Source organism: Enterococcus sp. DIV1208 (assembly GCF_050530455.1).
GTDB lineage: Bacteria > Bacillota > Bacilli > Lactobacillales > Enterococcaceae > Enterococcus_B > Enterococcus_B hirae.
Genome location: NZ_CP172887.1, coordinates 1,139,027 through 1,162,684 on the forward strand (window position 1 = coordinate 1,139,027; position 23,658 = coordinate 1,162,684).

At 38.0% G+C, this 23,658-nt stretch carries 17 protein-coding genes; all 17 read left to right on the forward strand.

Going from position 1 to position 23,658, the window contains the following annotated elements:
• Window positions 1-6 precede the first annotated feature (6 nt).
• Window positions 7-1,050, forward strand: a complete 1,044-nt coding sequence (gene purM, locus IGK91_RS05285; RefSeq protein WP_010737441.1) for a phosphoribosylformylglycinamidine cyclo-ligase — start codon at window positions 7-9, stop codon at window positions 1,048-1,050.
• Window positions 1,047-1,640 carry a phosphoribosylglycinamide formyltransferase gene (gene purN, locus IGK91_RS05290; protein WP_010737442.1) on the forward strand — a complete coding sequence of 198 codons (594 nt, stop codon included), beginning with the start codon at window positions 1,047-1,049 and terminating at the stop codon, window positions 1,638-1,640. The genes purM and purN overlap by 4 nt, the downstream gene beginning before the upstream one ends.
• Window positions 1,633-3,168 (forward strand): bifunctional phosphoribosylaminoimidazolecarboxamide formyltransferase/IMP cyclohydrolase, encoded by a 1,536-nt coding sequence (purH, locus tag IGK91_RS05295; RefSeq protein ID WP_010737443.1) that lies wholly within the window; start codon window positions 1,633-1,635, stop codon window positions 3,166-3,168. Before purN ends, purH begins: the two co-directional genes overlap by 8 nt.
• Before the next feature lie 17 nt (window positions 3,169-3,185).
• Complete coding sequence (gene purD / locus IGK91_RS05300) at window positions 3,186-4,460, forward strand: phosphoribosylamine--glycine ligase (protein ID WP_113803547.1); 1,275 nt, start codon at window positions 3,186-3,188, stop codon at window positions 4,458-4,460.
• A 119-nt stretch (window positions 4,461-4,579) separates the two neighbouring features.
• Window positions 4,580-5,494 (forward strand): aldo/keto reductase, encoded by a 915-nt coding sequence (locus IGK91_RS05305; protein WP_010737445.1) that lies wholly within the window; start codon window positions 4,580-4,582, stop codon window positions 5,492-5,494.
• A 108-nt stretch (window positions 5,495-5,602) separates the two neighbouring features.
• Window positions 5,603-6,118 carry a hypothetical protein gene (locus tag IGK91_RS05310; RefSeq protein ID WP_010737446.1) on the forward strand — a complete coding sequence of 172 codons (516 nt, stop codon included), beginning with the start codon at window positions 5,603-5,605 and terminating at the stop codon, window positions 6,116-6,118.
• 217 nt (window positions 6,119-6,335) lie between these two features.
• On the forward strand, window positions 6,336-7,313 hold the full coding sequence (gene guaC / locus IGK91_RS05315) for a GMP reductase (protein ID WP_010719374.1): 978 nt from the start codon (window positions 6,336-6,338) through the stop codon (window positions 7,311-7,313).
• A gap of 117 nt (window positions 7,314-7,430) precedes the next feature.
• Window positions 7,431-8,858, forward strand: a complete 1,428-nt coding sequence (locus IGK91_RS05320) for a PLP-dependent aminotransferase family protein (protein WP_010737447.1) — start codon at window positions 7,431-7,433, stop codon at window positions 8,856-8,858.
• 458 nt (window positions 8,859-9,316) lie between these two features.
• On the forward strand, window positions 9,317-10,426 hold the full coding sequence (gene pdhA / locus IGK91_RS05325; protein ID WP_010719372.1) for a pyruvate dehydrogenase (acetyl-transferring) E1 component subunit alpha: 1,110 nt from the start codon (window positions 9,317-9,319) through the stop codon (window positions 10,424-10,426).
• Between the two features lie 2 nt (window positions 10,427-10,428).
• Complete coding sequence (locus IGK91_RS05330) at window positions 10,429-11,406, forward strand: alpha-ketoacid dehydrogenase subunit beta (protein ID WP_010737448.1); 978 nt, start codon at window positions 10,429-10,431, stop codon at window positions 11,404-11,406.
• A 26-nt stretch (window positions 11,407-11,432) separates the two neighbouring features.
• Window positions 11,433-13,070, forward strand: a complete 1,638-nt coding sequence (locus IGK91_RS05335; RefSeq protein ID WP_081123440.1) for a dihydrolipoyllysine-residue acetyltransferase — start codon at window positions 11,433-11,435, stop codon at window positions 13,068-13,070.
• A gap of 7 nt (window positions 13,071-13,077) precedes the next feature.
• Window positions 13,078-14,484, forward strand: coding sequence for a dihydrolipoyl dehydrogenase (lpdA, locus tag IGK91_RS05340; RefSeq protein ID WP_010719369.1), 1,407 nt, complete (start codon window positions 13,078-13,080; stop codon window positions 14,482-14,484).
• A gap of 335 nt (window positions 14,485-14,819) precedes the next feature.
• Entirely contained in the window at window positions 14,820-17,507 is a 2,688-nt protein-coding gene (locus IGK91_RS05345) for a hypothetical protein (RefSeq protein ID WP_258924958.1), read from the forward strand.
• Window positions 17,508-17,795: 288 nt separating this feature from the next.
• Window positions 17,796-18,071, forward strand: a complete 276-nt coding sequence (locus tag IGK91_RS05350; protein ID WP_010719359.1) for a UPF0223 family protein — start codon at window positions 17,796-17,798, stop codon at window positions 18,069-18,071.
• Window positions 18,072-18,075: 4 nt separating this feature from the next.
• Window positions 18,076-18,864, forward strand: a complete 789-nt coding sequence (locus IGK91_RS05355; RefSeq protein WP_014834711.1) for an inositol monophosphatase family protein — start codon at window positions 18,076-18,078, stop codon at window positions 18,862-18,864.
• 151 nt (window positions 18,865-19,015) lie between these two features.
• The gene (typA, locus tag IGK91_RS05360; protein ID WP_010737451.1) at window positions 19,016-20,845 is read left to right on the forward strand and encodes a translational GTPase TypA; all 1,830 of its coding nucleotides are present in this window, start codon (window positions 19,016-19,018) and stop codon (window positions 20,843-20,845) included.
• Between the two features lie 917 nt (window positions 20,846-21,762).
• Window positions 21,763-23,514 (forward strand): DNA helicase RecQ, encoded by a 1,752-nt coding sequence (gene recQ / locus IGK91_RS05365; RefSeq protein ID WP_010737452.1) that lies wholly within the window; start codon window positions 21,763-21,765, stop codon window positions 23,512-23,514.
• Window positions 23,515-23,658 lie beyond the last annotated feature (144 nt).

The following is a 23,658-nucleotide window of genomic DNA, read 5'->3' on the forward strand; positions in this document are numbered from 1 at the left end:
AGTAACATGAGCAATGCCTATGCGAATGCTGGTGTGGATGTAGAAGCTGGCTATGAAGTAGTAGAACGAATCAAGAAACACGTGAAAAAAACAGAGCGACTAGGGGTAATGGGTGCTTTAGGCGGTTTTGGTGGCTGTTTTGATTTAAGTTCTTACCAATTAAAAGAACCAGTTTTGGTATCAGGGACAGATGGGGTAGGAACAAAATTGTTAGTAGCCATCGAAGCGGATCAACATGAAACGATCGGAATCGATTGTGTGGCGATGTGTGTCAATGATATTTTAGCTCAAGGTGCGGAACCTTTATATTTCTTAGACTATTTAGCTACTGGAAAAAATGATCCACGAAAATTAGAAAAAGTCGTCGCTGGCGTGGCGGATGGTTGTGTAGCAGGTAATCTTGCGTTGATCGGTGGCGAAACCGCAGAGATGCCAGGGATGTACGCGGAAAATGAGTATGATCTTGCTGGTTTTGCAGTTGGGGTTGCAGAAAAGTCGCAATTGATCACAGGAAGTGAAATCGAAGTTGGTGATGTTCTGTTAGGCTTACCTTCTAGCGGGATTCATTCAAACGGCTATTCATTGGTTCGGAAAGTGTTTTTTGAACAAAATAGTTACACATTAACCGATCAGATAGAGGGTCTGTCTGAAACACTGGACCGAGAATTGTTAAAGCCGACAAAAATCTATGTATCAGCTTTGCTGCCAATCATAAAAGAACAAAAGATCAAAGGTGCGGCACATATCACTGGTGGTGGATTCGTAGAAAATATTCCTCGGATGTTGCCGGAAGGGACGGCCGCGCAAATTCAATTAGGTTCATGGCCTAGCTTGCCGATTTTTGATTGTCTCCAACGTTTAGGTGAAATCCCTGAACAAGAGATGTTTGAGATTTTTAATATGGGTATTGGAATGGTTGTAGCAGTAGCAGCTTCTCAAGTCGATGAAGTCATTGAAAAAATCAATGAGCAAGGAGAAGCAGCTTATCGAATCGGTGAAGTAATTCCCTTAAAAAATAAAACAGTGTTGTTTGATGAGGAAGAAAAATGAAGATTGCCGTATTTGCTTCAGGAAATGGCAGCAACTTTCAAGCTTTAGTTGACTATTTTCGGGAAAATAAGTTGCCAGATACCTTTGAATGGCTTTTTTGTGACCAGCCGAATGCTTTTGTCTTAGAACGGGCAGAAAAGTTACATGTACCATTTCATTTTTTTTCACCAAAAGAATTTTCATCTAAAAGAGAATATGAAGAAAAAATTTTAGAGATCCTAGTGGAAAAAGAAATTGAACTCATTGTATTAGCAGGATACATGCGGATTATTGGTCCGACTTTATTGAATGCTTATGAGTCAAGGATCATTAATATCCACCCCTCTCTTTTACCTGATTTTCCTGGCTTACATGGGATTCGTGATGCGTTTGCTGCGGAAGTCAAAGAAACAGGTATAACGATTCATTACATTGATAAAGGGATAGATACAGGACCCATCATTCACCAAGAAACCATAGAGATCACGAAAGAAGACACATTGGATAGCTTAGAAGCAAAGATTCATCAAATCGAACATCAGACCTATCCTAAAATAATCGAAGCAGTCATCAAAGAAATGCAAAAAGTGGAGGAAGAAAAAAATGACTAGAGCATTGTTAAGTGTATCGGATAAAAAAGGAATTGTTGAATTTGCCAAGGGATTACAAGCTTTGGAAATTGAGATCATTTCAACTGGGGGCACCAAAAAAACACTTGATGAAGCGGGAATCTTAACCATCGCAATCGAAGATGTCACTGGCTTTCCTGAGATGATGGACGGACGTGTCAAAACTTTGCATCCTAAGATTCATGGGGGATTATTAGCACGTCGTGATCTTGCTAGTCACAGAGATGCAATGGCAGCTTCTGAGATTTTGCCGATTGATTTTGTTTGCGTCAATTTGTATCCTTTCAAAGAAACAATCATGAAACCGGATGTTAGTGAAAAAGAAGCCATTGAAAATATTGATATTGGTGGACCAAGTATGTTGCGTAGTGCTGCCAAAAACCATGAATTTGTTACGGCGATCGTTGATCCGAACGATTATCCAATTGTTTTAGATGAACTGAGAAATCAAGGGACTACTTCTCTAGCGACACGTCAGAAACTGGCAGCGAAAGTATTTCGTCACACAGCAGCCTATGATGCATTGATTGCTCAATATTTAACGGAGCAAGTGAAGGAAGAAAAGACGGAAAAATTGACTCTTACTTTTGAACGCAAGCAAGACCTCCGCTATGGCGAGAATAGTCATCAGCAAGCTGTCTTTTATCAATCTGCTCTACCAGAACGTTATTCGATTGCTCAAGCAAAACAGCTTCATGGAAAAGAACTATCTTTTAATAATATTCGTGATGCAGATGCTGCTTTGCGGATCATGAGTGAATACCAAGAACCAACAGTCGTAGCACTCAAACACATGAATCCTTGTGGTATTGGCTCAGCTCACACGATTTTCGATGCTTGGCTAGCAGCTTATGAAGCAGATCCTGTTTCGATTTTTGGTGGGATTGTGGTATTGAATCGGGAAGTCGATTTAGCAACAGCTCAAGAAATGTATAAACTCTTTTTAGAAATTATCATTGCACCGTCTTATACACCAGAAAGTTTAGAAGTTTTAAAAGCCAAGAAGAATTTACGATTATTAACGGTTGACTTTAACTCGCAATTAACAAAAGCATCTAATGAAATTGTTTCAGTCCTTGGAGGGTTACTCGTCCAAGAAAAAGATACAGCAATGGAAAAACCAACTACGTGGCAAGTAGTAACCGATCGTCAGCCAACATCTGATGAAATGGCTGCATTAGCATTTGCTTGGAAAGCTGTTAAGCACGTCAAATCAAATGCGATCGTTGTAAGTAATCGGTATCAGACGCTAGGGATTGGTGCAGGACAAATGAATCGTGTCGGTTCTGTCAAACTTGCGATTGAACAAGCTGGAGAAAAAGCACAAGCAGCTGTTTTGGCAAGCGATGCTTATTTCCCAATGGATGATTCGGTGGAATATGCAGCTAAACACGGAATCAATGCGATCATTCAGCCTGGTGGAAGTATCAAGGACCAAGCGTCGATTGATATGGCTAATAAACATGGAATTGCCATGGTCTTTACGAACGTCCGTCACTTTAGACATTAAGATAGAAGGAGTAAGAAATGAATGTATTGATCATAGGAACTGGTGGGCGTGAACATGCGATTGCGAGTAAAATCTTACAAAGTCCGCTAGTCGAAAACGTTTATTGTGCACCGGGGAATCCTGGCATGACACGTGATGGGGTCAAAATCGTTGATATTAAAGAAACTGATCATCAAGGATTGATTGAGTTTGCTAAGAAAGCGTCAATTACTTGGAGTTTTGTTGGCCCAGAAATTCCATTACTAAATGGGATCGTAGATGATTTTAAAAAAGCAGAATTAAAAATATTTGGCCCAACGAAAGCTGCCGCATTGATCGAAGGATCTAAGAGTTTCGCCAAAGAATTGATGGAGCGTTGTCAGATTCCAACTGCTGAATCTAAAACTTTTACCAGCTATCTTGAAGCCAAACGATATATCGAAGAGAAGGGCACCCCAATTGTGATCAAAGCGGACGGTTTAGCTGCTGGCAAAGGCGTGGTCGTAGCGATGACAAAAGCCGAAGCGTTACAGGCAGCCAGCGATATGCTGGAAAAACATCGCTTTGGACAAAGTGGACATCAAATCGTTGTGGAAGAATTTTTAGAAGGAGAAGAGTTCTCTTTATTAGCGTTTGTGGATGGCGAAGCAGTTTATCCAATGGAAATCTCACAAGATCATAAACGAACGTATGATGGAGATCAAGGGCCGAATACTGGGGGGATGGGTGCCTATTCTCCAGTACCTCATATTTCTGAAGCGATCATTGAAGCGGGAATCGAAAAAGTAATAAAACCTGCAGCTAAAGGGATGAGCGAAATTGGTCGTCCGTTTATCGGTGTATTGTATGCAGGATTGATCGCCACTTCAGATGGACCGAAAGTGATTGAATTTAATGCGAGATTTGGCGATCCTGAGACACAAGTCATTTTACCTCGATTGAAGAGTGACTTGGCGCAAGTGATCACCGATTTGTTAGACCATAAGCCGGTTCATTTAATTTGGGAGGAAACTGGATATCGTTTAGGGGTTGTAGTTGCAGCAGAAGGTTATCCTAATCAGTATTTAACTGCTATGGATTTGCCCGATTTTCCTGAAGAGGAGGCAACTGTCTATTATGCGGGTGTTCAAGAGGAAAAAGGAGTTTTAAAAGGTTCAGGTGGTCGAATCTACTTAGTGGAGTCCTATGGGGAAACAATTGAAGAAGCGAGGGAAAAAATATACAACGTGTTAGAATCAAAAGATACAAAGGGGACATTTTATCGGAAAGATATTGGAATGAAAGCAATCAACGTTTTTTCTAAGAATCACTAGCACAACAAAAAGGGGGATAACATTTTTTTCTTTTTTGAGAAAAAAGTGGCATGCCTCTTTTTGCCCCCTTTTTGAAGTAAATGTGTTAAAATCTAATGGGAAAGAAAGGAATGATTTTAATGAAACAGATTCAATTGGGAACTTCAAATCAAAAGGTGTCGTCGGTCATTCTCGGATGTATGAGGATTAATGGCGCTGAGCATCCAGAACGTATTATTGAAACTGCTTTTGATAACGGTATCAATTTTTTTGACCATGCGGATATCTATGGTGGTGGAGAATGTGAAAACATCTTTGCTAGTGCGTTAGCAAAAACTTCAATAAAGAGAGAAGAGCTATTTATTCAAACAAAATGTGGGATTGTTCCCGGTGTGATGTTTGACTTTTCCAAAAAGCACATCACTGAATCAGTAGAAGGTAGCCTCAAACGGTTAAAAATGGATTATGTTGATGCGTTGCTATTACATCGTCCTGATACCTTAGTTGAACCTGAGGAAGTGGCAGAGGCATTCGATGAATTAGAAAAGTCAGGTAAAGTACGTTATTTCGGTGTAAGTAATCAGAAACCAATGCAAGTCGAATTGCTAAAGAAATACGTCAAACAACCTTTGTTGATCAACCAATTGCAATTTGGATTGAAACATTCTGGAATGATTGATCAAGGGATCCATGTGAATATGACAGATGAAGCTAGCGTTGACCACGATGGTAGTGTCTTGGATTATTCACGTTTGAATGAAATGACGATCCAAGCATGGTCGCCTTATCAATATGGTTTTTTTGAAGGGGTATTTATCGGTAACGAAAAGTTTCCTAAATTGAATCAAAAATTAGCAGAACTTGCTGAAAAATATCATACAACGCCAACAGGTTTAGCTTCAGCTTGGATTTTACGCCATCCTGCGAATATCCAAGTGATTGCAGGAACGATGAATGTAGGGCGAATCAAGGAAATTGCACAAGCATCAGACGTTGAACTGAGTCGTGAAGACTGGTATGCGCTGTATCGCGAAGCTGGCAATATCCTACCATAGACATGAAAAAACATTGAATGAAACAGTCATTAGTTGCTTGTTCGCTATTGACTTCTACATATATTGATGCGAGGAACGTCACTAAGAATCTACGAAAAGGGGAGTAAAATGGGATATCTAAATAAATGGGACAATAATTCGTCAATGCCAGAAAGTGAGCTAAACGCTCATAGAGCAGCGTATGAAAATGTCAGTGATGGTAAAGAAGCGAAAGGCAATCTAAAACTAGACCCCCAACGCTATAGTCTTGGAGTAATGACACACGCAATAAATAAAACGAAATCTGCAAAATCAAATAAACCTAATAGAGCTCTACTTGGAATGATCCAAGAAATAGCGCAAAGCTATTTTAGCCCTAAAGTACTTGCTGGTATGGAGAAATTCAAAAAGGATAGAGAAAAAGAGCTAGAAAAAAGTTCGAACATTTCGCAAACAAAGTTATCTAAAGATAAAGAAAACCCTAACGGTCAAAAACGGGTTTATAACAGATTGACTAATATTATTTCTGACGCTAAAAAAGCAATCGTTCAACCCGGAACTCTGAATGAAAACAATCAAGAGAAAACAAACCAATCAAAAGAAGCTGGAAATCAACAAAAGAATGAACCACCTGGTAGAGATTGAGTAGCTATAAGCGACAAACAGCTGATTGTTTATTTGTCGAAAAGTTTGATGGCTAGACAGTGTTATTTCAGATTAAGGAGTTTTTATTTTTTTGTTTATATTCCCCTTGATTTTTTAGTTTAAATACGGTAAATTACATAAGGTGCTAAAAATAAACACCCAAAAAGCAAATAATGTTCGTGTTTTACTGAATTCGAACATCAGGAGGATCATGTCCATGAAAGTGTTTGATTACGAAGATATACAACTCATTCCTAATAAATGTATTGTAAGTAGCCGTTCAGAATGTAACACGACAGTGACACTAGGAAAGCATACTTTTAAAATGCCTGTTGTCCCTGCGAATATGCAAACGATCATCGATGAGTCAATTGCACAATTTTTAGCAGAAAATGGTTACTTCTATATTATGCATCGATTTGATGAAGCAGCAAGAATCCCCTTTGTGCAAAAAATGAAGGAGCAACAATTGATTACTTCAATCAGTGTTGGCGTAAAACAAGAAGAATATTCATTTGTTGAAGAATTAGCACAGTTAAATTTAGTTCCTGATTATATCACGATTGATATTGCGCACGGTCATTCAAATGCGGTGATTGAAATGATCCAACATATCAAAAAACATTTACCAGAAACGTTCGTTATTGCAGGAAACGTTGGTACACCAGAAGCTGTTCGGGAATTAGAAAATGCCGGAGCTGATGCAACAAAGGTTGGAATTGGACCTGGTAAAGTTTGTATCACAAAAATCAAAACCGGTTTTGGTACCGGTGGTTGGCAACTTGCTGCCTTAAGATGGTGTGCGAAAGCTGCCAGAAAACCGATTATTGCTGATGGGGGTATTCGTACCCATGGTGATATTGCAAAATCCGTTCGTTTTGGCGCAACAATGGTTATGATCGGTTCGCTATTTGCCGGACATGAAGAATCGCCTGGTGAGACAATGGTGGAAAATGGCGTAGTGTACAAAGAATACTTCGGCTCTGCCTCCGAGTTTCAAAAAGGTGAAAAGAAAAATGTAGAAGGTAAGAAAATTTGGATCCAACATAAAGGGTCTTTGAAAGACACGTTGGTTGAAATGCAACAAGATTTACAATCTTCTATTTCTTACGCGGGTGGGAAAGATATTGAAGCTATTCGCAAAGTTGATTATGTGATTGTTAAAAACTCCATTTTTAACGGAGATACCATTTAATAAGCTATTAAAAAGCAAAGTAGATGCTCTCGCATCATACTTTGCTTTTTCTTTGCTTTTCGATCCCTTTTTTATAAGATAAAATAGGCAGTAGAAGAAAGAGGAATGGAGAAGAACATGTGGGAAGTTATAGATAAGAAACAAAGACCAATTTATCGACAAATTATGGATCAGGTGATGAAAAATATTGAAAATGGGAATTTAGATCCCAACGTACCCTTGCCCTCTGAAAGGAAATTGGCAGTTATTTTTCAAACAAATCGCACAACTGTGGTTCGAGCGTTGGATGAATTACGAGATCTTGGCGTTCTTATCAGTCGCCGAGGTAGTGGACGTTTTGTGAATCAAACCGAATGGGGGCGGTATTCTGTCCCGAGAGTGAATTGGCGCGAATTATTTTCCCAACGCTATGAACAAATCGATGATAGTTATGAAAAAATGATCGAAGTAGGAAAACTGAACCCTTATTTTCTCGATTTATTTTCGAGCGAGATGCCTACAGACTTATTACCAAACGTTCAATTTCCAGCATACTCAATGAATGAGATTATTGAAAAAGAGCAACAAATCACCTGTCTAGGTTATCTTCCATTAGTAGCAAAAATAAAAAATTACTTGATCGAAAAATTTTATTTTGATTTTACTAAAACGCAATTATTAGTTACGAGTGGGGGTCAACAGGCTATTTTTCTAATTTTACAGACGATTTTATCTAGTGGTGATGCTATTGCGGTAGAAGCGCCTTCGTTTTTTTATCGTTTGTCCTTATTTAAAGCGACAGGGATTCGTCTATTTGGTGTACCCATGGATAGAGAAGGTATTGAGCTGGATAAGCTAGAAGTGTTGATCAAGAAAAATAAATTGAAAGCTGTCTTAGTTAATCCAAACTTTCAAAATCCAACAGGGAAAGTGATGTCCCAAAAACGTCGCGAAGCATTAGTGACCCTTTGTCGCAACTATCAATTACCGATCATTGAAGACGACGTTTTTAGTGACTTATCCTTTCATGATAGTGAAAAGCATAAACCAACTGCGATTCATTCGATTGATCCGGAAAACGTCTTATATGTCGGATCATTATCTAGGGTATTAGGACAAACGACCAAGATAGGTTGGATCGTTGGGCTGCGTTCCTTTATCGACCGCTTAGCGAAAGCGCAGGAAATGATGGAATTTTCGATGAGCATCTTTCCCCAAAATGTGGCGATGACTGTATTTGAAGAAAGTTATAGCACAAAGATCGCCATTGTGAGGGAAGAATTATACAAAAGAAGTTTGACACTGGTTGAATGGGAAAAAACGCAAAACTTTTTTGAAGTCTGGCCCATTTATGGTGGGTACTATGCGTGGATTACGTGGAAAGGACAGCAATTGACAAGAGATATTGCGGAAGAATTGATCCGCTCAGGGTTAGGCATTGCACCAAGTTTTTTGTTTGGAGAAGAGACCAACGGGTTACGTATCAATTTTAGTCGTTTAACTGAAGAAAGGCTGCCATTTTTTCAAGCGGAAATGGCAAAATTAGCAAAACGTTTATCCGTTTAATTCATGATCAAAAGAACAGGTTCATGTGCAACAGTTAAGGAGATTCCTTGCTGTTGCTTTTTAATTGAAAAAAATACACATATAGTAGAAAATTAAAAGAGGGATGATTGTAAAGAAAATCACTAATTAATAAAAAATTTTTTCTGTTTGTTGGAATAAGGTATAACAATGTGCGGATTCAATGATAACAGTAGAGAGGAGTAGATAGAAAATAAGGACTAATTTTGTACAAATGATGTAAACCGCTTTCTTGGTTGTGAGGTTGTTCACTATTTGCGTGGTTAAGCGGATTATTACAAATTTTTAAAAACGTGAATTTTTTTGCTTTTAGCTTGTATTTCTTAATGATCCATGATAATTTATAAAAGAAGACGGTTGGATATTGATACAGTTTATATATCTGTTTCAATCGCAGAAAGATGAGATTTTCTTATATGATGAGAGAGGAATGTGTACAAATGGCAAAAAAGAAATTACCACTAGACTTTAATGCGTTATTAGATGAAGTCAATTCAGATTTTCCAGTATACCAAGCGCTTGACCAAAATGGTAAAGTAGTAAACCCTGATCTTGTTCCTGATTTATCAGATGAACAATTAGTAGAATTAATGACTAGCATGGTTTGGTCTCGTGTATTAGACCAACGTTCAACAGCTTTAAACCGTCAAGGACGTTTAGGATTCTTTGCACCGACAGCTGGTCAAGAAGCTAGCCAACTTGCAAGTGCATTTGCTTTTGAAAAAGAAGACGTATTACTTCCTGGTTACCGTGATGTTCCCCAATTAGTAAAACATGGATTGCCTTTAGCACAAGCTTTCTTATGGTCACGAGGACATGCGGCAGGGAATTTTTATCCAGAAGAATTGAAAGCTCTACCACCACAAATCATTATTGGTGCGCAGTACATCCAAGCGGCTGGTGTGGCTTTAGGTTTGAAAAAACGAAACAAAAAAAATGTGGTCTTCACTTATACTGGTGACGGCGGCTCTTCTCAAGGTGATTTTTATGAAGCAATCAACTTTGCTGGAGCTTATCATGCAAATGCTGTATTTTATATCCAAAACAATGGCTTTGCGATCTCAACACCTCGTGAAAAACAAACAGCTGCTAAAACATTAGCGCAAAAAGCTGTGGCAGCCGGGATTCCAGGGATCCAAGTAGATGGTATGGATCCATTAGCAGTTTATACAGTATCTAAAATGGCACGTGATTGGGCAATCAACGGGAATGGTCCAGTCTTGATTGAGACATTGACTTACCGTTATGGTCCGCATACTTTATCAGGAGATGACCCAACTCGTTACCGTTCTAAAGAAACAGATGACGAATGGCAGAAAAAAGATCCATTGATCCGTTTCCGTAACTACCTAACAGAAAAAGGTCTATGGTCAGAAGAAAAAGAAGAACAAGTAATTGAACAAACAAAAGAGGAAATCAAAGCAGCGATTGCTGAAGCAGATAAGATTCCAAAACAAAAAGTTTCTGATTTCTTAAAAAATATGTTTGAAGTGGCACCACAATCAATTAAAGAACAAATTGCAATCTATGAAGCGAAGGAGTCGAAATAATCATGGCACAAAAAACAATGATTCAAGCAATCACAGATGCCCTAGCACTTGAACTTGAAAATGATGAGAACGTAATCGTTTTTGGTGAAGATGTTGGGAAAAACGGTGGAGTTTTCCGTGCAACGGAAGGATTGCAAGAAAAATTTGGCGAAGAACGCGTTTTCGATACCCCATTAGCTGAATCAGGGATTGCTGGTATGAGTTTTGGGTTAGCTTTAGAAGGTTTTCGTCCAGTACCTGAAATTCAGTTCTTTGGATTTATTTTTGAAGCCATGGATGAAGTAGTCGCACAAATGGCACGTACAAGATATCGAATGGGTGGGACTAGAAATCTACCGATCACGATTCGTTCACCATTTGGTGGTGGGGTTCACACACCAGAACTTCATTCAGATAACTTAGAAGGATTGATTGCTCAATCTCCAGGAATTCGCGTAGTCATTCCATCAAATCCTTATGATGCAAAAGGATTATTGATCTCTTCTATCCGCAGCAATGACCCAGTTGTATTTTTGGAACATATGAAACTTTATCGTTCATTCCGTGAAGAAGTTCCAGATGAAGCTTATGAAGTACCATTGGACAAAGCGGCAATTACTCGTGAAGGAACAGACGTTTCAATCATCACCTATGGCGCAATGGTTCGTGAAGCGATCAAAGCAGCTGACAATCTTGCGAAAGAGGATATTTCAGTAGAAGTCGTTGACCTAAGAACAGTCGCACCGCTAGATATTGACACAATCATTCAATCAGTTGAGAAAACTGGTCGTGTGGTAGTCGTTCAAGAAGCGCAACGACAAGCAGGTGTAAGTGCCCAAGTGATTGCTGAAATCTCAGAACGTGCGATCCTTTCATTAGAAGCACCAATTGGACGTGTAGCAGCACCAGATACTGTTTTTCCATTTGGACAAGCTGAAAACATCTGGTTACCAAATGCGGCTGATATTGAAGCAAAAGTCAAAGAAATTGCAGAATTCTAAGAAATAAGAAGGGACGTAAGTAAATCATGGCATACCAATTTAAATTACCTGACATTGGTGAAGGAATCGCAGAAGGCGAAATCGTCAAATGGTTTGTCAAGCCAGGCGATACCATCAATGAGGATGATACGTTATTAGAAGTTCAAAATGATAAATCAGTAGAAGAAATTCCATCCCCAGTTACTGGGACAGTGAAAAACGTCATCGTACCTGAAGGAACAGTCGCGAATGTTGGCGATGTACTGGTAGAAATCGATGCACCAGGACATGAAGACAATGAAACAAGTGGCGATGCTGGAGTAGCAGCGAAAGAGCAAACACCTGAACATCCAGCTGCTGAACCAACTGAAGCTAGTGCCGATGGTGGGGTCTTTGAATTTAAATTACCCGATATTGGTGAAGGAATCGCAGAAGGTGAAATCGTTAAATGGTTTGTGAAACCAGGCGATACCATCAATGAAGATGACACATTGTTAGAAGTACAAAACGATAAATCGGTAGAAGAAATCCCGTCACCAGTGACTGGAACGGTTAAAAACATCTTGGTATCAGAAGGAACAGTTGCAACTGTTGGTGATGTATTAGTAGAAATCGATGCACCAGGACATAATAGTGCGCCTTCTACTACATCAGAAAAAACAGCTGAATTAACTGATGCTAAAGTAGAAACTTTTGGTTCAGCATCAGTAGCTGAGGCAGCTGATCCTAACAAACGTGTTTTGGCTATGCCATCAGTTCGACAATTTGCTCGTGAAAAAGATGTGGATATCACACAAGTCACTGCAACTGGTAAAGGCGGACGTGTGACAAAAGAAGATATTGAAAGTTATCTATCAGGTGGGCATGCGAGTCAAACAGCATCAGCTGAACCAGCTGCACCTGCGTCAGAAAAAGCGGTTGAAGCGAAAGTTGAAAGCAAGCCAGCAGCACCAGCAAAAGCGTTCAAATCTAATTTAGGTGAATTGGAAGAACGTGTAGCGATGACACCGACACGTAAAGCGATTGCTAAAGCAATGGTCAATAGCAAGCAAACAGCGCCACATGTTACTTTACATGATGAAGTAGAGGTTTCTAAACTTTGGGATAATCGTAAGAGATTTAAAGAAGTGGCAGCTGCGAATGGGACAAAATTGACTTTCTTGCCATACGTGGTAAAAGCATTAACTGCTACTGTGAAGAAATTCCCTATTTTGAATGCGTCAATTGATGATGCGAACCAAGAAATCGTTTATAAAAATTACTATAACATCGGAATTGCAACTGATACAGATCATGGCTTGTATGTACCAAATGTAAAAGATGCAGACCGTAAAGGCATGTTTGCGATTGCGGATGAAATCAATGAAAAAGCAAAACTAGCTCATGAAGGTAAATTAGCAGCTGAAGATATGCGAAATGGCACTATTACGATCAGTAACATTGGTTCTGTAGGTGGCGGTTGGTTTACACCAGTAATCAACTACCCTGAAGTAGCAATTTTAGGTGTGGGAACAATTGCACAACAACCGATCGTTAATGGTGAAGGTGAAATCGTTGTTGGACGAGTGATGAAACTTTCCTTAAGCTTTGATCACCGTATCGTAGACGGAGCAACAGCTCAACAAGCAATGAACAATATCAAACGACTTTTAGCTGATCCTGAGTTATTGATGATGGAAGGATGATAAACAAATGGTAGTTGGAGATTTTGCTGTAGAATTAGACACAGTTGTAATCGGTGCGGGACCTGGTGGCTATGTTGCTGCCATCCGTGCTGCTGAAATGGGACAAAAAGTGGCAATCATTGAAAGAGAATACATCGGTGGTGTTTGTTTAAACGTTGGTTGTATTCCTTCAAAAGCGCTGATTGCTGCAGGACATCATTATCAAGAATCTCTTGATTCAACTTTATTCGGTGTCACGAGTGAAAATGTCACACTTGATTTTGCAAAAACACAAGACTGGAAAGAAAATAAAGTAGTGAAAACACTGACTTCTGGTGTTGGTTTCTTATTGAAAAAACACAAGGTAGAAACAATCGAAGGTGAAGCATTCTTCGTCGATGATCATACATTACGTGTGATCCATCCTGATTCTGCTCAAACGTATTCTTTCAATAATGCAATCATTGCTACTGGTTCCCGTCCGATCGAAATCCCAGGCTTCAAGTTTGGCGGACGTGTACTTGACTCAACAGGCGGCTTAGCTTTAAAAGAAGTACCAAAAAAATTCGTCATCATTGGTGGCGGAGTTATTGGAGCAGAATTAGGTGGAGCCTATGCTAACTTAGGTGCTGAGGTAACGATTCTTGAAGGTTCTCCTCAAATTTTACCTACCTATGAAAAAGATATGGTGAAATTAGTGGAAGACGACTTCAAGAAAAAAGGTGTGACAATCGTAACCAATGCAATGGCGAAAGAAGCTGTTGATAATGGGGACAGTGTGACAGTCAAATATACTGTTGACGGTAAAGAAGAAACAGTGACAGCAGATTATGTTATGGTAACAGTTGGCCGTCGTCCAAATACTGACGATATGGGATTAGAACAAGCGGGTGTCGAAGTCGGTGAACGTGGATTGATTCCAGTGGATCAACAAGGGCGTACGAATGTGCCAAACATTTTTGCAATTGGGGATATCGTACCAGGTGCTGCTTTAGCGCATAAAGCAAGTTATGAAGCAAAAATTGCTGCAGAAGCTATCTCAGGTAAGAAAGTAGCAGTTGACTATAAAGCAATGCCTGCGGTTGCCTTTACAGATCCAGAATTAGCTTCTGTTGGGATGACGATCAAAGAAGCAAAAGAAGCTGGTATTGAAGCTACTGCATATAAATTTCCGTTTTCAGGAAATGGACGGGCGTTATCGCTTGCAAAAACAGAAGGTTTTATCCGTTTAGTGACGACCAATGAAGACAACGTCATCATTGGAGCACAAATCGGTGGTGTAGGTGCTAGTGATATGGTTTCTGAGCTTGCTTTAGCCATTGAATCAGGAATGAATGCCGAAGACATTGCATTAACGATCCATCCGCATCCATCGCTAGGTGAAATTACGATGGACGCTGCTGAACTCGCTTTAGGTTTACCAATCCATATTTAATTTAGCAATTGGGATATTTTATCCGAGCTGTTTCAAAAAAAGTATGGATGCTGGCGATAGTTACCAGGTTAAAAACATCTTTTTGACAAATTGAATTGATACATGATCGATCAAACATCAAAGTTAGCAAAAATGCTAGCTTTGATGTTTTTTTGTGGTCTTTTCAAAACCTCTTTTTCTGAAAAACAAAAAAGAAAGTCAAGCTTTTTGAAAGAGGGTGTTAGAATAAATGTGGTAAAAGCAATCAGATCAGCATATTTCTATATCAATGATTTGACTAGCGGAACTAGTTGTTTACTAACTAAATTTTAATCACTTTAAAGGAGATTCACTTTATGAGAAAAGAAACGATTAAAACACTTCAAGGAGACTGTCATGAGAATGAAAAGAATAATGAAATTGGCGGTCCTAATAATTCAATTAAAAAGAGAAATGAAAGGATTATAGAAGCATACCAAACAAAAAATACACCGATAGCAGGACTTGCTGAGCGATTTGGAGTATCAAAGAGAACCATTGGAAATGTAACACATAGTCTAAAAGAGCAAAATCTGCAACAGCAAAGCTTAACGAATGAGACAACTAAAGAAAAGGAAGACAGCAATAATCAAAATATCGAAGCATATTTAGCAGGAGAGTTGTGGTTAAGTAAACTTGTTAATAGATTTAACGGATCAGCGAGAACCATTTTGATGAAAATAAAGAAAGTAAGAGAACAGAAGGAAGAGATGCAATATAAAACATCGTCAGAAAATGAAATTTTACAGTTAGATAGAAATAGTTTTGAGCAAAGGGAAGAGTTAGTGAAGCAACAAGAGCTGGTTTCAAAAGTTCCTCTAAAAGATGAGCTGGAACAGGTACATCCTGCTCAGCCAAGGCCTTTAGAGGACAAAGTCACTTCATTAAGAAAACAAAAAAGTGTTGATCATGACAGCCAGTCAAAAAAATACAATCTCAATGACAGTTCAAGCAGAAAAAGAAAGATGCAAGAAAATAAGGACCCAGAAAAGTTTTCACTATCGGCGTTCCCAATTGATAAAGATAGATTGAAAACATCGAGTGTGAAACCTAAGAAGCCAAAGAAATCTCATGTACTTCATGAAGTAGAAGAATATTCACCCAAACTATCACAAATAAGCAAACAAATACATACAACAGAGAATGAGCATTTAATTGATGAGAACCAACAGGATATACTTCAAGGGATCGGTCCTCAACAAAATAAAAACTTTTCTTCATCACTTCCTTTACCAAATAAAGTAGAGGAAGCAACAAGTAGTGAGAACCATATCTTCAATAGCAAACAAGTGCAAGTAACTGGAAGTCATCTAAGAGAAAATCAAGAGGAACACCCAATTTTATCAGAGACAGAAGGTGAATTTGAAAATAGCTTGTTCGATAGTTTATCTGATTTTGACTATTCAAATGAGTCCAATGAAGAACGTTTGTTTTTTCAAAAGTCAGCAAATTTATCCGATGAATTGTCAAATCATAATCTCACGACAGACGAAATAGTGGAAGCATTAATGGAATTTGACGAGACGTTAGACTCAGCAAAAAATCTAGTGGACTATGTGAACGGATTGAATGAACTTCCAAAACAATCTAATAATGATTTATTCGAAGATTTATCAAATGATAGTCTCACGACAGACGAAATAGTGGAAGCGTTAGTGGAAATTGATGAGACGTTAGACTCAGCAAAAAATCTAGTGGACTATGTGAACGGATCGAATGAACTCCCAAAACAATCTAATAACGATTTATTCGATGATTCATCAAATGATAGTCTCACGACAGACGAAATAGTGGAAGCGTTAATGGAATTTGACGAGATGTTAGACTCAGCAAAAAATCTAGTGGACTATGTGAACGGATCAAATGAACTTGCAAAACAATCTAATAATGATTTATTCGATGATTCATCAAATGATAGTCTCACGACAGACGAAATAGTGGAAGCGTTAATGGAATTTGACGAGACGTTAGACTCAGGAAAAAATCTAGTGGACTATGTGAACGGATCGAATGAACTTCCAAAACAATCTAATAATGACTTATTCGATGATTCATCAAATGATAGTCTCACGACAGACGAAATAGTGGAAGTGTTAATGGAAGTTGATGAGACGTTAGACTCAGGAAAAAATCTAGTGGACTATGTGAACGGATCGAATGAACTTCCAAAACAATCTAATAATGACTTATTCGATGATTCATCAAATGATAGTCTCACGACAGACGAAATAGTGGAAGTGTTAATGGAAGTTGATGAGACGTTAGACTCAGGAAAAAATCTAGTGGACTATGTGAACGGATCGAATGAACTTGCAAAACAATCTAATAATGATTTATTCGATGATTCATCAAATGATAGTCTCATGACAGACGAAATAGTGGAAGCGTTAATGAAAGTTGATGAGACGTTAGACCCAGCAAAAAATCTAGTGGACTATGTGAACGGATCAAATGAACTTGCAAAACAATCTAATAATGATTTATTCGATGATTCATCAAATGATAATCTCACGACAGAGGAAAAAGTGGAAGCGTTAGTGGAAGTTGATGAGACATTAGACCCAGCAAAAAATCTAGTGGATTATGTGAACGGATCGAATGAACTTGCAAAACAATCTAATAATGATTTATTCGATGATTCATCAAATGATAGTCTCATGACAGACGAAATAGTGGAAGCGTTAGTGGAAGTTGATGAGACGTTAGATTCAGCAAAAAAACTAGTGGACTATGTGAACGAATCGAATGAACTTCCAAAACAATCCAATAATGATTTATTCGAAGATTCATCAAATGATAGTCTCATGACAGAAGAAATAACGGAAATATTAATGAGATTTGATGAGACATTAAACTCAGGAAAAAAACCAATGAAGTATGTAATGGGATTAAGTGAACGTCAAGAATCGGACAATTTATCCGATGAATTGTCAAATCATAATTTCACGACAGAGAATGAAGCGTCTATGAGCTCGTTAAACATACCTGAACATGAAGGACGTTAGTTTCATATGAAATCCCTTAGGAAAAGTAAAAATGTTAGATCTTTTTCTCTTATCTTAATAAATAAACCTACGTCACCGACAGAATTTATTTTCTCTATTTTGTTAGTGACGGTTCTTTGTATGAACATGTGAATTTTTATAGACTATTACTTATTTTTCTTAGCTAGCGATAAAACATAGTTATTCAACTATAAATTAATTATGTAAACTAGAAAATCGAAACTATTTGGTTATGTACTTATTATTATGATACACTGATTTTGACTATAGGAAATAGGAGAATGAAGTATGCAAGATTATCAATACCCGCTTGATTTAGATTGGACCACCGAAGAAATGGTCATTGTGATGAAGATGTGGGAGGATTTAGAGTTAGCGAATGAAAAGGGCATCGATAATGCTCGGTTTTTAAAATCATACCAACAATTCAAAACAGTCATTCCATCTATCGGGGAAGAAAAAAAATTAGGAAAAGAATTTGAAAAAGTATCAGGTTATTCATTGTATCGAACAGTTCAAGCAGCAAAAAAGAATCAGAAAAAAATCCTAAAAATGAATGGGTGAGAACATGAATAAACAAGAACTGATCCATCAGATCAAAATTTGGCTTAAAGAAGCAGCTGAGAAAATTCGTGCGGTACAAATCAAGACGCTTAAAGTTGATCAAAAAACCAATCGAAAAGATCTGGTTACCAATATGGATCGTGAAGTCCAAGCTTTTTTGATTGAAAAGATTCAGGCGTATAATCCAGAAGCAAAGATTCTCGCAGAAGAAGAAGGTTACAGTGAGTTAGAAAGCTTTGAAGGGCAAGTATTTGTTATTGATCCAATTGATGGAACCATGAACTTCGTACTTGAACAAGAGAATTTTTGTATTATGTTAGGCGTTTATCAAGATGGTGTTGGACAACTTGGTTTTATTTATGACGTGATGAAAGAAGCGCTGTATTGGGGTGGAAAAGATTTAGGTGTTTATATGAATGACCATCCGTTAACTAAGCCAGAAGACCTTCGTTTAAAAGATGGACTTATTGGTTTGAACGGTTATCTTTTTAGTCATAATCGGTGGAATGTCCGAACGATTGGTGAACAAAGTATGGGTGTTCGTATTTATGGATGTGCAGGACTAGAAATGATTGCACTTTTAAAAGGGAAACATATTGGTTATATTGCAAATTTGAGCCCGTGGGACTATGGCGCAGGGAATGTTTTACTCGCTGAATTTGGAATGAAATATAGCGGTATCTCAGGAGAAAAGCTAAAATTTCGAGGAAGAGAATATTATATTGCGGCTACACCTCAAGCCTATGATGAAATTCGGGCACTTATTGCTGCGGCTGATTCGCTAAATAAGTAAAAAAACCGCAAAATTAAGAAAAATATGGCTAAAATATTAATTTTCTCGAAAAAATGAAAACATTTTACTATATTTCATGAAAAAAGTTTGCTATAATAAACAGTCGAGTAAAATTGCACTGTCATAAAGAACCGAGAAGGAGTTAGTTACATTGAACTATAGAAATGATATCCGTAACGTAGCGATCATCGCCCACGTTGACCACGGAAAAACCACATTGGTTGATGAATTATTGAAACAATCAGATACATTAGACGCACACACACAATTACAAGAACGTGCGATGGATTCAAATGCTTTAGAAAAAGAACGTGGAATCACGATTTTAGCAAAAAATACCGCAGTTGATTATAAAGGGATTCGTGTCAATATCATGGATACACCTGGGCATGCGGACTTTGGTGGCGAAGTTGAACGAATCATGAAAATGGTTGACGGCGTTGTCTTAGTAGTTGATGCTTATGAAGGAACGATGCCACAAACTCGTTTTGTTTTGAAAAAAGCGCTAGAACAACATATTACACCGATCGTAGTTGTGAATAAAATTGATAAACCTTCTGCACGACCTGAGTTTGTTGTTGATGAAGTATTAGAATTATTTATTGAACTAGGTGCAGATGATGATCAATTAGATTTCCCAGTTATCTATGCTTCAGCATTAAACGGAACATCTAGCTTGTCTGATGATCCAGCTGATCAAGAACCAACAATGGCACCGATCTTTGATACAATTGTTGAAAAAATTCCTGCGCCAGTAGACAATAGCGATGAACCATTACAATTCCAAGTATCATTGCTTGATTATAACGACTATGTTGGACGTATCGGGATTGGTCGTGTCTTCCGTGGAACGATCAAAGTAGGGGACCAAGTTGCCTTACTAAAATTAGACGGTTCAGTTAAAAAATTCCGTGTAACTAAATTATTTGGTTTCTTCGGCTTGAAACGTTTAGAAATTGACGAAGCAAAAGCTGGAGATCTAATTGCCGTATCAGGAATGGAAGATATTTTCGTTGGGGAAACAGTGACACCTGTGGACCACCAAGATGCTCTGCCAATTCTACACATTGACGAACCAACACTGCAAATGACTTTCTTAGTGAATAATTCACCATTTGCTGGCCGTGAAGGGAAATATGTCACTGCTCGTAAAATTGAAGAACGCTTGATGGCTGAGTTGCAAACGGATGTTTCATTGCGTGTTGAACCAACAAATTCTCCAGATGCTTGGACTGTTTCTGGTCGTGGAGAACTTCATTTGTCAATCTTGATCGAAAACATGCGTCGTGAAGGTTATGAACTACAAGTATCGCGTCCTGAAGTTATCGAAAAAGAAATTGATGGCGTGAAATGTGAACCTTTTGAACGTGTTCAAATCGACACACCTGAAGAATATATGGGTAGCGTAATCGAATCATTAAGCTTACGTAAAGGTGAAATGCAAGACATGATCCATACTGGTAATGGACAAATCCGTCTAACATTTTTAACACCAGCTCGTGGCTTGATTGGTTATTCAACTGAATTCCTTTCAATGACTCGTGGCTACGGAATCATGAACCACACATTTGATCAATACCTACCAATGTTACCAGGTCAAATCGGTGGACGACACCAAGGTGCGTTAGTATCAATCGATACTGGAAAAGCAACGACTTATTCCATCATGAGTATCGAAGAACGTGGAACTGTTTTTGTTGAACCAGGTACAGAAGTTTATGAAGGTATGATCATTGGTGAAAATAGTCGTGACAATGACTTGACTGTTAACATTACGAAAGCAAAACAAATGACTAACGTTCGTTCTGCTACCAAGGACCAAACATCTGTTATCAAAAAACCAAAACAATTGACGTTAGAAGAATCGTTAGAATTCTTGAATGACGATGAATATTGTGAAGTAACACCGGAAAGTATCCGTTTAAGAAAACAAATCTTAAACAAAAATGCACGTGAAAAAGCTTCTAAAAAGAAAAAATAATCATCTGTTCAACTTGTTGATACAGTGATGTTTAGCTTTGAGAAATAAACCGAAGAAGTCCAAAAATAGGAGTAACTATTTTCGGGCATCTTCGGTTTATTTTTTGTTCAGATGACTGGTAAATCAGCATTAAAGTGGATGAAAAGAAAAATACTGTCGGCAAATTTTGCTTCTCAATTTTTTAGAACGTATTCAATTGTTTGAAATTAAAAGGAGAGAATTGTTTTTCCTTTTTCTAAAATTGTTATCTGTGGAGAAGTTAATAAAAATCAAAAGAAAAATTCAATAAGTACGCTAAAAGTTTATTAAAAGTCTTTTTAAAATCTTTAATCACCTCGGTTTTTGTTTCACGAAAAGCAAAAGTTTCACAAAAAGAATGTTGTACTTGATTGCTTGGAGAAGTAAAATATAATTGACGTATTATAGTTATAGAGGGGCGATAGAAGAGTCAATAATAAAAGATTGCTCTAGGCTTTTTATAAATAAAAAAAACTAAACCGTGGACGAGCGACAGTTTTTTGACATAAAGCTGAATTTCGTAAAACATGGGGAGCTGTTTCAAGATTATCATCCTTAATGCTCCTGCGATTACTCGTCGCAGTTTTTACTTGGTGAGCGCTCAGGTCAAAGCGCTCTTTTCACAACCTCTTATTCACGGTGTTCAAGCATCAGCTCCTTGAAATAAGCCTGAATTTTTCAAAACATGAGAAGCTGTTTTAAAAAATTCTTTCTTATTGTCATCGGAGCTTCCCGATGCTTTCACAACCTCTTATTCACGGTGTTCAAGAAGCAACTCCTCAGCAATAAGCGATGATTTTCTAAAATATGAGAAGCTATTTTAAAAAATCCTCTCTTATTCGCTCGGAGCTGATCGCTTCTTTCACAACCTCTTAAATCAACTAAAAAGTAGGGATAAAATGAATGATATATTAAAACAATACTTTGGTTATGAAGTATTTCGCCCTGGACAAAAAGAAATTATCCGAAAGGTACTTGGTCATGAAGACGTCCTAGGGATCATGCCTACAGGAAGTGGGAAGTCCATTTGTTATCAATTGCCAGCGTTGATGCTGGATGGCTTGACTGTGGTCATTTCTCCCTTGATCTCTCTGATGAAAGATCAAGTAGATGCTGCCAATCAGTTAGGCATTTCAGCGACATTTATCAATAGTTCATTGGATAGTTATGAGACTGCTTCTCGGTTTCGATTACTCGAACAGCAACAAATCCAATTATTATATGTTGCGCCAGAACGGTTTATCATGCCAGATTTTATCCAATCAATGAAACGTTGGCACGTGCAACTGATAGCGATTGATGAAGCGCATTGTATTTCACAATGGGGACATGATTTTCGTCCAAGCTATCTTCATATGGCAGAAACATTAAACACGTTTGATCAACGACCGGTCATTGTGGCATTGACTGCTACTGCAACAAAGCAAGTAGCAGAAGATATTAAAAGACTTTTAAAGATACCAATGGATAATCATATTCAAACGGGTTTTGCACGAGAAAATCTACGTTTACAAGTAGTAAAAGATCAAAAAAAAGAGCAGTACTTAATTGAGTATCTACGTATCAATAAAAAGCAATCAGGGATCATTTATGCCGCTACCCGCAAAGAAGTTGATCGAATCTATCATTTGTTAAAGAAATTTGATTTCAGTGTTGGCAGATATCATGGTGGGATGAGTGAAAGCCAACGAACAGAAATCCAAGAAGACTTTTTATATGACCGTACAGAATTATTAGTTGCAACGAATGCTTTTGGCATGGGGATCAATAAGAGTAACATCCGCTTCGTCATTCACTATCAGATTCCTGGTTCTTTAGAAGCTTACTATCAGGAGGCGGGACGAGCAGGTCGTGATGGGCTCTTAAGTGAGGCTGTCTTGTTGTTTGCTCCCCAAGATATACAGGTCCAAAAATTTTTTATCCAACAATCTCAACGAGAAGAGTCACAAAAACAAAAAGAATACGAAAAATTAAAAGCAATGACGGAATACGTCTACATCGAATCCTGTCTGCAACAATATATTCTTACTTATTTTGGCGAAAAAAGTATCCCATGTGGAAGATGTGGTAACTGTTTAGATGAACGTGAACTAGTCGATGTAACGACTGAAACACAGATGGTGTTGTCTTGCTTGAAACGCATGGGTGAAAATTATGGGAAACAATTGTTGATGAAGGTATTAGCTGGTTCGAAAGAACAAAAAGTCAAGATGCTAGGTTTTCAAGCGTTATCAACTTACGGCTTATTAAAAAAATGGGCACAAAAAGATATTCTTCAGTTGATCGAGTATCTTATTTCTGGTGGTTATCTGTATTCAATGAACGGTGAATACCCCACGTTGAAAGTAACGGAACTAGGAATCGAAGTGTTAAAAGGGAAACAAAAAGTATTTAAAAAAGAAGCTGAAAAAGTCCAACAACTTTCTGATGAAGAAGCTGACACCTTATTTGAAACGCTAAGAGAGTTACGCACTGACTTAGCTTCTGAAGCAGGCGTGCCGCCTTATGTGGTTTTTTCAGATGCGACTTTAAAAGAAATGAGTCGACAACGTCCAAAAGATCGACTTTCTTTATTGCAGATAAAAGGGGTAGGACAAAGCAAGTTAGACAAATACGGGGACGCTTTTTTAGCACTGATACTTTCTAGTTAAGTAGTGTATCGTTTGTAAAATTAGTACATCTATTGTTTTTGCTCATGATAGGCTAGCAAATAGTAAAAAAAGAAGAAAATCCCTGAGCGAAAACTGGGATTTTTCCCCGTTAGAATTTTAAGTATGTTATAATAAATAAACTTA